This window comes from Aliibacillus thermotolerans, assembly GCF_027853235.1.
GTDB lineage: Bacteria > Bacillota > Bacilli > Bacillales > Marinococcaceae > Aliibacillus > Aliibacillus thermotolerans.
Map to the genome: position 1 here is coordinate 21,615 of NZ_WKJG01000023.1, position 13,457 is coordinate 35,071.

Below are 13,457 nucleotides of genomic sequence, written 5' to 3' on the forward strand. Positions count from 1 at the left end.
GAAAACGGAAGCCATAAAAGAATGATTCCAAGCACTAATTTTGGAACCATTTTTTGTAGGATTTCTTCCCTTCATCTATGATTGGGTTATTGTTTCTGGCGGTATATTTCTTTAAGCTTACCGCTAGAAGCGCATTTCTCTGTGCCTCTCACAGAAAAACACGATCCAAAAACCCGAACGCTGTTTATACATCTATTTTACCAGATTTCTCGTCTGAAAGCTTTGTATGTAGGCGGATGGTAAGCAGGACGGACGGTTCGACATAAGAGAAAGCTTCCTGGAACGTTGTAAAACGTCATGAGACCGTTCGGTGGCAGATTTATGCGATTTTTAGTCGCATGGACCTTTTATTTAACCATTCATTGAAACTTTCTCGTAAAAACAGGTCGTATGAAACATCATGCGGCCTGTTTTTTATCCTAATTTCTACCATTTTCGGCTTTCATACGACCCTTTGACGGATGTTTTACAAAATGAAACGTCGTATGAAACGTTCATGAGACGATTCATCTTCTTTTTTAAAGCATCATTCGTCGCATGAAAATAGAATCGCTCCAAATCTTCTATATTATGTCCAAAGTGTCGTATGAATTCGTTATGCGACACTTTTTTCATGTATGGGAGGAAACATTGGTCTCATCACTTAAAAAGAGAACCACTTGGTTGATTACTGGAGTTTTGTCCTTGCTATATTTATTTGTGATACAATCTTAAAAGGTACGCCGCTTACTTAAAGGAGAGAAGCAAGATGGACTTGAAATCGAAATTACGTTTCTTATCTCCTCAAACATACATAACAAAAATGATGGAGAAACGAAATATACAGGAAGACGTCATACAAAGAAATAGTCGCATGGAACGCAAAAAACAAATCAAAGAATCGAAACTCGATCAAGCGCTTTATCGCACTTCTATATATGCGTTTTTTTCTATCTGCATCATGCTCTCTCTTATTCCAATTGCATATTTTTTACCCTGGCAACAAATTGTTCAAAACTTGATGTATCTTCTTTTAGCTTCTTTATTCCTATCATTCACTCTCTCTTCCATTGTGATTAAAAAACGATCGAACTACATCAAACTGTCGTATATGTGGGGAGTCTGGATTTTTTCTTTATTGTTACTGCTGTTTTATTTGTTCATTTTTATCTATTTCCGTTTTTTATTACATTAAAAATAAAAAGCTGCCCACAACTGGGCAGTTCATTCAACTCTACACATTAACGATCTTTCGTCTGCGCCTGTTTTAGCATCGCTATTGCCATCACAATACTCGAAAAAATTAAACCAAATGCTAAACCTAACACTGCTACTAAATTTGCTAACACATGAATCCCTCCTATTCTTCATCGTAAAGCTTCCATTGACCTTTCAACAACATCTCTTTGTCTCTTAGGTTACGCTTTATCATTAGGAATGATTCATTGTTGTCATTTTTTCTTTATACCCTCTTCTCTCAATTTTTAAACATCTTATGTAAAATTTTTTATTGAACAACCTTCTATTACACACGAGAAATCGAACAAAAAGGAAACACTTAAGAGTGAAATGAAAGTTACTTGCACCGGATAAAAGCGCTTAAGATCTGTCATCGCGCATCGTGTCCAGAATGATTTCACCACATTGATGAACCTCTTCCCTTATATAAAAATCAAAATAAATTCCACAAGAAACCATTCCATTGAAACTCCAAACAACAATCTGATAGACTTATAGAAAAGCGAAAGCCATCACATTGGACTTCTAAACAAGCTAGAGAGAAGCTTACTGTTTCATTTGGCAACGATTAATTGCGGCGACAAGACCTGTAGAGTCTTATAGAAGTCCCCTTAATCCAAATGTCTGAATACGTAACCGGTTATGGATAAGTAAAGCGCCGAATAATTATGGAGGGTAAACATGAACACAAAAGCATTAGAGGATAAGTTGCGAGTATTAAAAATGGACTATGTCCGAATTCAAGGCGATGTTGAAAAGCTTGAATCTGTTGGAGGAAACTCAGGTCCTGCTGTCAAAGAAATGGAACGCATAGAAAAAGAAATTCAAGAAATAAAAACAAAACTACGGAGTAAATAGAAAAGCGGAAGCAACCGCTTAGGCGCGAAGACGATGGAAGAACGACGACAGAAGCTGCTCTTAGACTCTTGTCATCATCTTATAAAAACTTCGTCCCCAATGAGCAAAAGATTGATACGATTAGGATGAGCCCATTGAAATCAAATGCAATGTTATATGTACTGGTACTTATCTTAGCTTTATCATGGGGTTATTCATGGCCACTCATGAAAATTGGATTAGCATATATTGAACCATTTACGTTTACTTTTTTACGATTTATTTTTGGAGGAGTTACGCTAATATTATTTATATTGATTTTTCAAAAAGGAACGTCGCTACGATTTCCTGCATCTCAATGGAAACATCTCGTTATTTTTGGCATGGTACAGACTTTTGCTGTATTTGGCCTCATCACTTATGCAATGCTTTTTATCGATGCGGGGAAAACATCGATTGTTTTATATACGATGCCCATTTGGACAAGTATTTTAGCTGCAATTTTTTTAAAAGAAAACCTATCAAGGCAAAATATCATCGGGCTTATTTTTGGTGTGATTGGACTTGGTTTAATTATCGGAGAGGATATTTATTATGACAGTACTGCCAATGGAATGATTGGTATCATCCTTATCCTTATTGCATCTATCCTGTGGGCTTTTGCAAACATCTACTTTCGATTGTACTTAACGGAGCAGCCACAACTACCAATCACTGCGTATCAAATGCTTCTTGGTTCGATTGGCCTTGGAGTTTGTGCGTTTATTTTCGAAAGAGGTTCTTCCATTACATGGAATATAGCAAGTATTTATGCCATCTTATTTACTGGAGTGATTGCGTCAGCGCTATGTTTTTCTTTATGGTATTATTTGCTTCGTAATATCTCGACGATTACAGCTGCTATTTCCACGTTACTCGTTCCCGTATTTGCAGTATTATTCGGTTACTGGATGTTAGAAGAACCCCTTTCTATCTCCATGCTTATTGGCGGGGGATTCGTCGTGTTCGGTATTTTTATCAGCCAAGCTCACTTTAAAAAAATCCCTTTCTTCCGATGAGAACATCGTTAATTTTGTTGTTTGGTTATTTTCCAACGATAAAATTCTACGATTTCTTTCATGACTTCTTTCGGAACACCAATTTGAATTGCCTCTTCCATCAGATGTAACCATTCTTTATCAAGTAAGCATTCTGCACTTTTTTCTTTTTTTAGAAAGGCATCAACGGGGACTTGTAAGACATTTGCTATTTTTTCTAAAAACTGAATGGATGGGTTCGTTTGAATATTGCGCTCTAAGGCACTTAAGTAAGACTTGGCTACCCCCGCTCGCTCAGCTAATTCTGTCAATGATAAGCCTTTTTCTTTGCGGATTGTTTGCACACGTTCACCGATCATTCCATACTCCCCTCTTTTCCAATTCCTGATTATACCATATCGCTTATGAAGAAATGGAGCTGTCCAAAAAGTCATGATTGGTGACTTTTTGGACATTTTTTTGTTATAGCTTCATCAAAAATTGCTTCTCTAAACGCCTCTTGGCCGAATAGGCATGTTTCCAACACCAAATGGTTGATGGAAGCATGCCATCGTTTCATTAAAGTATTGCTTGTGGAAGCAACCTATAGATGGGTCATGCTATCGTTTCATATAAAAATAGCGAATGGAAGTAAGTCATGAATGGCTCATAACACTGCTTCAATCAAAAATGTTTGATGAAAGCAAGCCATGGATCGCTCATGCCGCCGTTTCATTCAAAAATAGTTTGTGGAAACAAGCTTTGAACGGATCATGGCACCCTTTCAATCCAAACACCATTGTAAAAGCAATCCAGGCACGGTTTCAGCGCTAAATGATTGTTGAAAGGAACGCTCGATTTATTTTTCAGGACTTATTAGACAGACTCTTGTTATTTTCTCGTTGATATTGTAATCGTTCATGAATTTTTTTCATCTCTTTTACAGGCGGAGCAAGACTGACAATCGTATCCCCTGGCTCTGCTTTCAAATTCATACCTTCCATGGAAAAAAAGTCAAAGTTTCCGGATTCTTTTACAAGCGCAAGTAAGTACGTATCATTTTCTCTTTCCTTCATGTATTGTGAAAAACTATATTTCTTCGTTAATTTTGTTTTTCTGAAAACGTACCCTTCGCTAATTTTTTCTTCTAATTTTTCAAGTGTAATCCCTTCTCCAAATAACACTTTTCCACCTGCACGCTTCACAAGATCATTCGGATGAGCTTTTTCATCTACATGCCAGCTTAATTGATAAACGTTATCGCGTCCCATTTCCGGAACAAAAGTCGTACAGACAAGCGAATTGTAAGAATCTCTATCCGTCGTCGTGATTAATTTATCATAGGGGGTCATATCTAATGTGTATTCTGTCTGTTCGGACAAAATTTCTCCTTTAAAATAAGGAACGCCACTATTTTTTGCTTGAAACCAATATTCGATGGATGGATCTGCGATGAGCACTTCGATATTCAAGTCTTTTAATACTTTGGCAAATCGGTTACTGAAACGATTGCCTCCCACTATAATCACTCCTGGCTTTCCTTGGAGAGATAACCCTAGTTTTTTTGAAATTGGGCCAATAGTGAAACCGTGAACACATACCGTCGCAAATACAAGGGCAAATGTAAGAGGAGTAATTAGCGCAGCATCGACATATCCTGCTTCTTCTAATACATTCGCAAAATAACCGGCAACAGTTAAAGCAACAATCCCTCGCGGAGCGATCCAACCGACTAGGGCTTTTTCTTGATACGTTAAATCCGTGTTCATCGTGGATAACCAAATCGAAAGAGGCCGCACGACAAATAACATGAGAATCACATAAAAAATAATGTTTGGATTAAATATTTGCAGTAATGTCACTCGGTCTAAAGACGCGGTAATCATAATGAAAATACCTGAAAGAAGTAGGACAGAAATGTTTTCTTTAAAATGTCTCATATCGCTAAGAGAAGCAATATGAAGATTTGCAAGAGTCATTCCCATCGCAGTTACAGCTAAAAGCCCGGTCTCATGCATCACTTCATCTGCTAATGTAAAGCATGCGACCACCGCTGCAAATACAATCGGAGACTTTAAAAATTCAGGTACATATCCATTATCAAACATATATCCGATTCCGCGACCAAATAGCCAACCAATTGCTATTGCAAATAGGGAAGCAACAAAGAATAAAAGCAAAGCTTCTATCGTGACGGAAGGGTTCGTTAAAAATTGAATGATTTCAAATGCGAAAACAGCAAGGAGCGCCCCTAATGGATCGACGACAATTCCTTCCCACTTTAAAATCGCTGCTGGCCGTGGTTTTAACTTCGCTTGTCGTAACAAAGGAAGAATAACCGTTGGCCCTGTCACGATGAACAATCCACCAATTACAAATGCTGCTGCCCATGACAAACCAGCAACATAATAAGCAGTGAATGACCCGAAAATCCAAGCAAGAAATGCGCCTAATGTAATAATGCGAAATACTGGCTTCGCTAATCCTCTAATTTCTCGAAATTCTAGATTCAAGCTCCCTTCGAATAAAATAATCGCAACCGCCATAGATATAATTGGTTGAAATAAATCACCAAAATCTTCTTCGGGAACCATCACGCCAAATATCGGTCCTATCAACAAGCCCGCTACTGACATGACCACAATGGCAGGCATTCGAAACCGCCAAGCAATCCATTGCGATCCGATGCCTAATATACCAATTAGCGCCAGATGAAATAAAATGGAATCAAACATATGCGATTCCCCTCTCCATACTCATTCGAAAATCTCGTTTTTTTCATTTTTATCGAGATCCCATCATATTATGCTAAAAAAACACAATACACTATCTTTATTCGAAAAAGCAATATTTTACGCGCATTTTTTACAAAAAAATAAAACTGTCTCCAGAGACACTCCTCCATGAGACAGTTTGTTTGCTCATTGTTCGGAAGAATCTTGCTTTAGTTCGCGCAAAATTCCTTTTCTAAATTCATAAAGAATTGTAAGGGAAAATAATCCTAGCATGATAATTAATAAATAATCAGGAATCGGTGCTATGTACGTGCCAAAACTGACTACAATTTGAGTCATTAACAAAATAAACCACATACCGGTTAATACTTTCAACGCATTTTTCCACACCATTATCACCTAACAATATATTCTTATACTGACCCTATTATAACCTTATCTTTCTTGCTTCTACAATCGAAAATATGACAATTTATACGTGTCTTGAAGGAAATGTAACAGGAATTGATCGGTTGAAAAGAAGTTGATCCTCAAAAACCATTGTATCATACGCTAGTATACGAACGTTACGTTTAGATGCTGCAAGGAGAGCGTCAGAAAATGACTGATCCATCTCGTGATTTGGCATAAACGTGTGACAGTTTGCCATTTGAAGAAGAAAAATAATCGTGGCTGTGTAGCCTTTTTCTGTTGCCTTCATTAATTCCACCAAATGTTTCGTTCCCCTGATTGTCGGAGCATCAGGAAACATCGCCACTCCTTTTTTCTCTAAAGTGACCCCTTTTACTTCTATAAATCCTTTCTCCGTTCCTTTTTCATAATACAAATCAAACCGAGATGAAGAAAAATTCACTTCTTTTTTTACTGTATCTACCGAACCAATTTCAGAGATCTTTTCTTCTACCAGTGCTTCATGTACTACTTTATTAGGAGCAAGAGAATCAATGTTTACTAACAACTCATCCTTGTATGCTGCAATTAATGAGTACTTTGTTTTTCTTTTCGTTTGTTTTCCTTCTTCCAACAACACAACAGCATTTGGTTGTAATAATTCTTTTAATCTTCCTGTATTTTTCACATGAACTCTCTCTATCTTCCCATCGATGATTACTTCTGCCACAAAACGATTCACTCGTTGAACAAATTGTCCTCGTTTAATCCTTTCATATTTCATTTCCTTCACGTCTTCTTTCCTTTTTAAATCATCTCTCTACCTCTTTCATCCTATCGCTGTCCAAACAAAAATGCAAAAAAATGTTTATGAATACTCACAACTGGTAATGATTGTAAAACAAGGAGGGTCATTTATGTCCAAATCAACATTTTTCTCTTCGTTGTTCTTCTTTCTTATTCTTCTTATCGCTGGTTGTACGAATCCCCCAACGGATAGCGGAGGGGAGACGGATCGAGAAGAGTCGCAAGAAGAAGAGACTGAAGCTGCATTTTCTCATACGTCCAATAACGAAGTCGCTTATGCTTCCATGATCAATGTCCATGAAGAAGTGATTGGTCATGTTCGTTTCTATGAAAATGAAAACGATGTATTTCTGGAAGCAGATTTTAAAGAAGGGATCCCTGCAGGGTTTCACGGTTTTCATATTCATGAAAATGGCATATGTGAAGCGAATGCGAGCGAAGGTCCTTTCTCTACAGCGGGAGGACATTACAATCCAGATGAAACTTTTCATGGAAATCACGTAGGCGATATGATTTCTTTATATGGAACAGAAGAAGAATCCGCCTATTTATTTACAAAAGTCGATCGATTTACTCCCGATCAACTGATTGAAGAGGAAGTTGCCATCATCGTTCATAGTGATCCAGATAATTTTGCAAATATTCCAGAACGTTATCAATCGGAAGAGAGTGACTCCCCTGGCCCTGATAAAGACACACTTCAAACCGGGGATGCTGGTCATCGAATTTCATGTGGCGTCGTCGAACCAATCTCGCAAGAACAAAAAAGTTAATAAAAATTCAAACAGAAGCTCCAACCGCTTCATTGATAAGCTGTTGGAGTTTTTCGTATACAAATTGAAAGGAGTTATTCTTCTATGAGTAAAGATAACTCTGTCCAACGTTCTATCGCTTGTTCTAGTTCCTCTGATACTTGCTGTTGTTTCTCTGTCCATTCCTTCACCTGTTCATAATCACTTCCAGCCTGTATAATCTGTTGTTCAATCTCTTCCAATTTTTGTTCCAATGCCGTAATACGATCTTCTATACCTTCCCATTCTTTTTGCTCTTTGTAGGATAATTTTTTTCGGGAACGCCGTTTTGTTGGTGTCGGCTTTTTTTCCGCTTTCTTGTTGTTGCTGACCTGCTCTCTTTCTTCTGCTTTTGTTTCTATATAATCAGAATAATTTCCTTGAAACGTTTGAATCGAACGACGAGGTTCAAATACGAGTAATTTTTGTACAACTCGGTCTAAAAAATAACGATCATGAGAAACGGTAATGACCGCACCAGGAAAATCTTCTAAATACTTTTCTAATACAGAGAGCGTCTCAGTGTCTAAATCATTGGTTGGTTCATCCAAGAGGAGGACATTCGGCTCTTTCATTAGTATACTTAACAAATAAAGTCTTCTTTTCTCTCCGCCGGATAAACGATAAATATAATTCCATTGAGACGGCCGTTCAAATAAAAACCGTTCCAACATTTGCTCTGCTGTCACAACGTTTCCATCTACTGTTCTTACGACTTCTGCAATCTCTCGAATATATTCAATCACTCGTTTATTCTCATCTAATTCTTCATTTTCCTGTGAATAATAACCGATTCGTACAGTTTCTCCTATCTCTATTTCCCCATTATCTGGTGTCACATTTCCTGAAAAAAGTTGGAGAAGCGTCGTTTTCCCGCTTCCGTTCGGACCGATCATTCCAAGCCGTTCCTTAGGAGAAACGATATAACTAAAGGAAGGAATCACAACTTCCCCATGATACGATTTCGTCACATTTTTCATTTCGATTACTTTTTTACCAAGACGAACAGATCCTATGGAAAACTCAATATCTTCTTTTTTCATTGATGATTTTGTTTGTTGCAGTCGTTCTACCCTCTCTACTCGGGCTTTTTGTTTTGTTCCTCGGGCCCGAGGAGACCGACGTAGCCACTCTAGTTCTGTACGCAGAATATTCTTCCGTTTCGCTTCTGCTCGTTCTGCTAACATTTCCCGTTCCGCTTTTTTCTCAAGGAAAAGTTCATAATTCCCTTCATAAACATAAAGATTGCCATGAGCCAGTTCATAAATCCGATTCGTCACACGGTTTAAAAAATAGCGATCGTGCGTCACTAGAATGACTGCTCCTTGATAATCCGCTAAATAACTTTCCAACCATTCAATGGAAGCACTATCTAAATGGTTTGTTGGCTCATCCATGATTAATAAATCCGCAGGCTGAATGAGAGCCCTCGCAATAGCGACACGCTTTTTCTGACCGCCGGATAACTCTTTCACTTGTTTTGAGAAATCAACAATTCCAAGCCGAGTGAGTACTTGCTTCGCGATTGTGTTTGCTTCCCATGCATCTTCTTGATCCATTCTTTCTTGCGCCTGTATCAATTCCTTTTGTAGTGCTTCGTCTTCTGGATCATTCTCTAAGCGCTGAACCGCTCGTTCATACTCCCGCATCGCTTTCATTTTGGGCGAATCGCCAGCATAAATTTGATCTAATAATGATTTCTCTTCCACAAGGCTCGGCTCTTGTGGTAAAAATTCCATACGAAAATCATTCGCATGAATGATTTCTCCTTTTTCGACATTTTCTACTCCTGCAAGCGTCTTCAACAAAGTTGATTTTCCAGTACCATTCACCCCAATGACACCAATTTTATCTCTTCGATTGATAACAAATGAAATGTCGTCAAAAAGGACTTTTTCTCCATAGGTTTTATATAACCCTTCCACACGTAAAATACTCATTCCACTTCACCTTCCGATTACAAATCCAACCTCCTTTTTATCATATCACAACACAATCTTGCTGACTTCAACAGTCATGAAACAAATCATAGCATGTGTAAGAGTGGACACGGAGCTGTCCAAAAAGTCATGATTGGTGACTTTTTGGACATTTTTTTGTTACCGCTTCATTAAAAATTGCTTCTGGAAACGCCTCTTGGCCGAATAGGCATGTTTCCAACACCAAATTGTTGATGGAAGTAAGTCATGGATAGTCATGCCATCGTTCCATATAAAAATAGCTAATGGAAACAGGCCATGAATGGCTCATAACACCGTTTCATTCAAAAATAGTTTGTGGAAACAAGCTATGAACGGATCATGGCACCGTTTCAGCGCTAAATGATTGTTGAAAGGAACTCTCGATTTATTTTTCAGGACTTATTAGACAGCCACAAAAAGGATGAGAACAATTTTTCATCACGTAGATGAAAAAATTGTCGTATGAACTCGTCATACGACAATTTTTTCGTACAATCTCATCATGAGTAGTCTTAAGGAGGTCAAAAATGGAATTAAATAGGTGATTTGAAGTGCTTTTACAACTCATGCGACCAATTACACTTTAAAAAAGAGGATGAAGCGTCCCATGAACGTTTCATACGACGCTTCATTATGTAAAACATCCGTCAAAGGGTCGTATGAAAGCCAAAATGGAAAAAATTAGAAAAAACAAGCCGTACGACGAGTTATTACGTACACGATGCAATGAAGTGTCGCATAAAAGGTCCATACGACTAAAAATCGCATAAAAATCCCACCGAACGGTCTCATGACGTTTTACACCGTTGCAAGAAGCTTTCTCTTGCACCAATCGTCCAGATACCATCCTGGCTCCTCTCGTTTTTTCAGAAAATGGAACCATTCTTTTTTGACCTTGTTATTTTTTCTTTCTTTTTCCTCTTACGCGAGATTCTGTTGTAAAACGATGTTGGCTGCTTCGTCCTCTTCGTTCTTGTTTTCTACGACTCTTTTTCGGGCGTAAAGAGGCTTCTTCTGTTAATGTAACCTTTACTTGTTCCGGTTCTTTGGTCGTTACTTTTAAAGACGCAGAAACTAAGGTCACCGGATCATAAGATTCTAATAATGTTTTTGCGATCTGTTCCAAGTCTTTCAAGTTGCCTTTTTCAGCGGTTTTGATCAGCTGATCTACCGCTTGCTGATATCTTCCTTGCATCGCTTCTTGAGAAGTCGGGATATCGTTTCTCGTCAATTTTTTCTTCGTTGTCTCTTCAATAAAACGTAAATGACTCATTTCTTTCGGAGTAACAAAGCTATAAGCCACTCCTTCTTTACCTGCTCGACCTGTTCTTCCGATGCGGTGAACGTAACTTTCTGAGTCTTGAGGCAAATCGAAATTGTACACGTGTGTTACACCACTAACGTCCAGTCCTCTTGCCGCCACATCCGTTGCGACGAGAATATCAATTGTGTTGCTTTTAAATTTACGTAACACTTTGTCCCGCTGCGCTTGGCGTAAGTCTCCATGAATCCCTTCTGCCAAATATCCTCGCTGCGTTAACGCTTCCGACAATTCATCCACTCTTCGCTTCGTTCGACCAAAAACAATCGCCAATTCCGGTGGAGTGATATCTAATAAATGACAGAGTGTATCAAACTTCTGTTTCTCAGGCACTTCAATATATCTCTGATCAATATTGGCAACGGTTAGCCCTTTACTTTTTATTTGTACTTTTTCGGGGTTTTTCATAAATTGATGAACGACCGATTGTAGTCGTTTCGGAATCGTAGCAGAAAATAATAACGTTTGCCTTTCTTCCGGCACCTCTGCAAGAATTGTTTCAATATCTTCGACAAAACCCATACTTAACATTTCATCCGCTTCATCGAGAACGACTATTTTCATATACTGTGGACGAATCGTTCTTCGCCGCATGTGATCCATCAATCTCCCCGGCGTTGCAACAATGATTTGTGGGCGGCGTTTTAACGCTTTCATTTGACGTGTCATTTCCTGACCACCATACACCGCAAGAGCTTGCACTCCGATAAAACGACCGAGACGGTTTAACTCCTCCGCTACTTGAATCGCAAGTTCTCTCGTTGGAGCAAGCACTAACCCTTGCGGATACTTTTCATCTTGACTCATTTGTTCAATCAACGGAATACCAAATGCCGCCGTTTTTCCTGTCCCTGTTTGTGCTTGTCCAATAATATCCCGACCATTTTTTACTTTCGGAATCACTTCTGCTTGAATCGGAGTTGCTTCTTCAAACCCCATCTCCTGTACTGCTCGTAAAATAGCTTCATGAACGTGTAAATCTGAAAACAAAGTCACTCTACATAATCTCCTTTATCTTTATGAATTAGTTTTATGATTCCCTTTTTTTCATACAAAAAACTGCATCCCATCAAGTTTGGAATGCAGTCTGTTATTTCAGCTATACATTCTTTTACAACACGGTAGCGAAACAATCATACCACAGATTTCATAGAACAGCTATTTTTTTAGTTTTTCATACCGGCACTTTCCTTTTCATAAGGCCACTTTGGCAACATGCGATTGAGTGGCTTATCTTCGCGATATCCTAATACATATTCTGCTTGCATGATCGTATGAATTTCTCTCGTTCCTTCATAAATTACAGGTGCTTTAGAGTTTCTCAAATAACGCTCCACTGGATATTCATTAGAGTATCCATATGCTCCGTGAATTTGAACCGCGTCATTCGCTGCTTCATTTGCATGGTCACAGGCGACCCATTTGGCAAGGGAAGTTTCTCTCGTGTTGCGTTTTCCTTCATTTTTCAACCAACCGGCACGATAAACGAGTAAACGAGAAGATTGAAGACCTGCCTCCATTTTCGCAATCATTTGTTGTACTAGCTGGTGTTTTCCGATTTCTTTTCCAAACGTTTTTCGTTCATGACAATAATTTACGCTTGCTTCTAGGCACGCCATGATTTGTCCACATGCACCGGCTGCCACGGTAAAGCGACCATTATCAAGGGCAGACATCGCAATTTTAAACCCTTCACCTTCTTCTCCTAACAAGTTTTCTTTCGGTACTTTTAAGTTATCAAAAAATAGCTCTCCCGTATTTCCAGCCCGAATCCCTAATTTCCCTTTAATCGCGCGAGACGAAAATCCCGGCATATCTCTTTCTACGATGAAAGCAGAGATGCCTTTATGTTTTTTACTTTTATCCGTGTACGCAAAAACGATAAAATGGTCCGCAATGTCACAAAGAGAAATCCACGTTTTTGAGCCATTCAAAATATAGTAATCCCCTTCTTTCGTCGCGGTTGTTTGTATCGCTGCGACATCTGAACCAGCATTCGGTTCGGTTAAACCAAACGCTCCAATTTTTTCCCCTTTTGCTTGCGGCTTTAAATACTTTTCTTTTTGAAATTCATTTCCCCATTGCAAAAGCGTCAAACTGTTTAGTCCCGTATGCACCGATACAGCGGTACGAAATGCCGTATCTCCTCGCTCTAATTCTTCACATACAATTGCAAGCGTATTGTAGTCCATTCCACTTCCGCCGTATTCTTCTGGAATACATACTCCCATTAAATCCAGTTCAGCTAAACGATTCATGATACTCGTTTCAAAATGTTGATTCGCATCCCACTCCCTAATATGTGGCATAATTTCCTTATCCACAAAATTACGAACTACCTTTCTCACCATTTCTTGTTCTTCTGTCAATGCAAAATTCAT

At 38.6% G+C, this 13,457-nt stretch carries 12 protein-coding genes; 5 read left to right on the top strand and 7 right to left on the bottom strand.

The genetic code is table 11. The features are described 5' to 3' along the window. The first annotated feature begins 748 nt into the window (after positions 1-748). The 3 genes from GJS40_RS01875 (at position 749) to GJS40_RS01885 (ending at position 3,113) form a co-directional block, all read left to right on the top strand. Positions 749-1,174 (top strand): hypothetical protein, encoded by a 426-nt coding sequence (locus tag GJS40_RS01875; protein WP_270895691.1) that lies wholly within the window; start codon positions 749-751, stop codon positions 1,172-1,174. A 725-nt stretch (positions 1,175-1,899) separates the two neighbouring features. Next, positions 1,900-2,076 (top strand): SE1832 family protein, encoded by a 177-nt coding sequence (locus tag GJS40_RS01880; RefSeq protein WP_270895693.1) that lies wholly within the window; start codon positions 1,900-1,902, stop codon positions 2,074-2,076. A gap of 134 nt (positions 2,077-2,210) precedes the next feature. Next, positions 2,211-3,113, top strand: a complete 903-nt coding sequence (locus tag GJS40_RS01885) for a DMT family transporter (RefSeq protein ID WP_270895695.1) — start codon at positions 2,211-2,213, stop codon at positions 3,111-3,113. Positions 3,114-3,121: 8 nt separating this feature from the next. Here GJS40_RS01885 and GJS40_RS01890 read toward each other — a convergent pair whose 3' ends face one another. Further along, a complete protein-coding gene (locus GJS40_RS01890) occupies positions 3,122-3,451 on the bottom strand; it encodes a helix-turn-helix domain-containing protein (RefSeq protein WP_270895696.1) in 330 nt (109 codons plus the stop codon). Between the two features lie 265 nt (positions 3,452-3,716). Between GJS40_RS01890 and GJS40_RS01895 the strand changes: the two genes are divergently transcribed. Then, positions 3,717-3,905 carry a hypothetical protein gene (locus GJS40_RS01895; protein ID WP_270895697.1) on the top strand — a complete coding sequence of 63 codons (189 nt, stop codon included), beginning with the start codon at positions 3,717-3,719 and terminating at the stop codon, positions 3,903-3,905. 32 nt (positions 3,906-3,937) lie between these two features. On the opposite strand, the gene GJS40_RS01900 is transcribed toward GJS40_RS01895, so the two are convergent. The 3 genes from GJS40_RS01900 to sfsA form a co-directional block, all read right to left on the bottom strand. Beyond that, a complete protein-coding gene (locus tag GJS40_RS01900; RefSeq protein ID WP_270895699.1) occupies positions 3,938-5,806 on the bottom strand; it encodes a cation:proton antiporter in 1,869 nt (622 codons plus the stop codon). A gap of 186 nt (positions 5,807-5,992) precedes the next feature. Continuing rightward, complete coding sequence (locus GJS40_RS01905; protein ID WP_270895700.1) at positions 5,993-6,199, bottom strand: hypothetical protein; 207 nt, start codon at positions 6,197-6,199, stop codon at positions 5,993-5,995. A 79-nt stretch (positions 6,200-6,278) separates the two neighbouring features. Next, a complete protein-coding gene (gene sfsA, locus GJS40_RS01910; protein ID WP_270895729.1) occupies positions 6,279-6,980 on the bottom strand; it encodes a DNA/RNA nuclease SfsA in 702 nt (233 codons plus the stop codon). A 133-nt stretch (positions 6,981-7,113) separates the two neighbouring features. Here sfsA and GJS40_RS01915 point away from each other — a divergent pair, with 133 nt between their 5' ends. Beyond that, entirely contained in the window at positions 7,114-7,776 is a 663-nt protein-coding gene (locus tag GJS40_RS01915) for a superoxide dismutase family protein (RefSeq protein WP_270895701.1), read from the top strand. A 74-nt stretch (positions 7,777-7,850) separates the two neighbouring features. On the opposite strand, the gene GJS40_RS01920 is transcribed toward GJS40_RS01915, so the two are convergent. The 3 genes from GJS40_RS01920 to GJS40_RS01930 form a co-directional block, all read right to left on the bottom strand. After that, positions 7,851-9,734, bottom strand: a complete 1,884-nt coding sequence (locus tag GJS40_RS01920; protein ID WP_270895703.1) for an ATP-binding cassette domain-containing protein — start codon at positions 9,732-9,734, stop codon at positions 7,851-7,853. Positions 9,735-10,653: 919 nt separating this feature from the next. Further along, a complete protein-coding gene (locus tag GJS40_RS01925; protein WP_270895705.1) occupies positions 10,654-12,072 on the bottom strand; it encodes a DEAD/DEAH box helicase in 1,419 nt (472 codons plus the stop codon). Positions 12,073-12,242: 170 nt separating this feature from the next. After that, on the bottom strand, positions 12,243-13,457 hold the full coding sequence (locus tag GJS40_RS01930; RefSeq protein ID WP_377901758.1) for an acyl-CoA dehydrogenase family protein: 1,215 nt from the start codon (positions 13,455-13,457) through the stop codon (positions 12,243-12,245).

Bases quoted from the DNA above. Each gene is read 5' to 3' on its own strand.
- GJS40_RS01875 (WP_270895691.1), top strand. From the start codon at position 749: ATGGACTTGAAATCGAAATTACGTTTCTTATCTCCTCAAACATACATA.
- GJS40_RS01880 (WP_270895693.1), top strand. From the start codon at position 1,900: ATGAACACAAAAGCATTAGAGGATAAGTTGCGAGTATTAAAAATGGAC.
- GJS40_RS01890 (WP_270895696.1), bottom strand. From the start codon at position 3,451: ATGATCGGTGAACGTGTGCAAACAATCCGCAAAGAAAAAGGCTTATCA.
- GJS40_RS01895 (WP_270895697.1), top strand. From the start codon at position 3,717: ATGGAAGTAAGTCATGAATGGCTCATAACACTGCTTCAATCAAAAATG.
- GJS40_RS01900 (WP_270895699.1), bottom strand. From the start codon at position 5,806: ATGTTTGATTCCATTTTATTTCATCTGGCGCTAATTGGTATATTAGGC.
- GJS40_RS01905 (WP_270895700.1), bottom strand. From the start codon at position 6,199: ATGGTGTGGAAAAATGCGTTGAAAGTATTAACCGGTATGTGGTTTATT.
- sfsA (WP_270895729.1), bottom strand. From the start codon at position 6,980: ATGAAATATGAAAGGATTAAACGAGGACAATTTGTTCAACGAGTGAAT.
- GJS40_RS01915 (WP_270895701.1), top strand. From the start codon at position 7,114: ATGTCCAAATCAACATTTTTCTCTTCGTTGTTCTTCTTTCTTATTCTT.
- GJS40_RS01920 (WP_270895703.1), bottom strand. From the start codon at position 9,734: ATGAGTATTTTACGTGTGGAAGGGTTATATAAAACCTATGGAGAAAAA.
- GJS40_RS01930 (WP_377901758.1), bottom strand. From the start codon at position 13,457: ATGAATTTTGCATTGACAGAAGAACAAGAAATGGTGAGAAAGGTAGTT.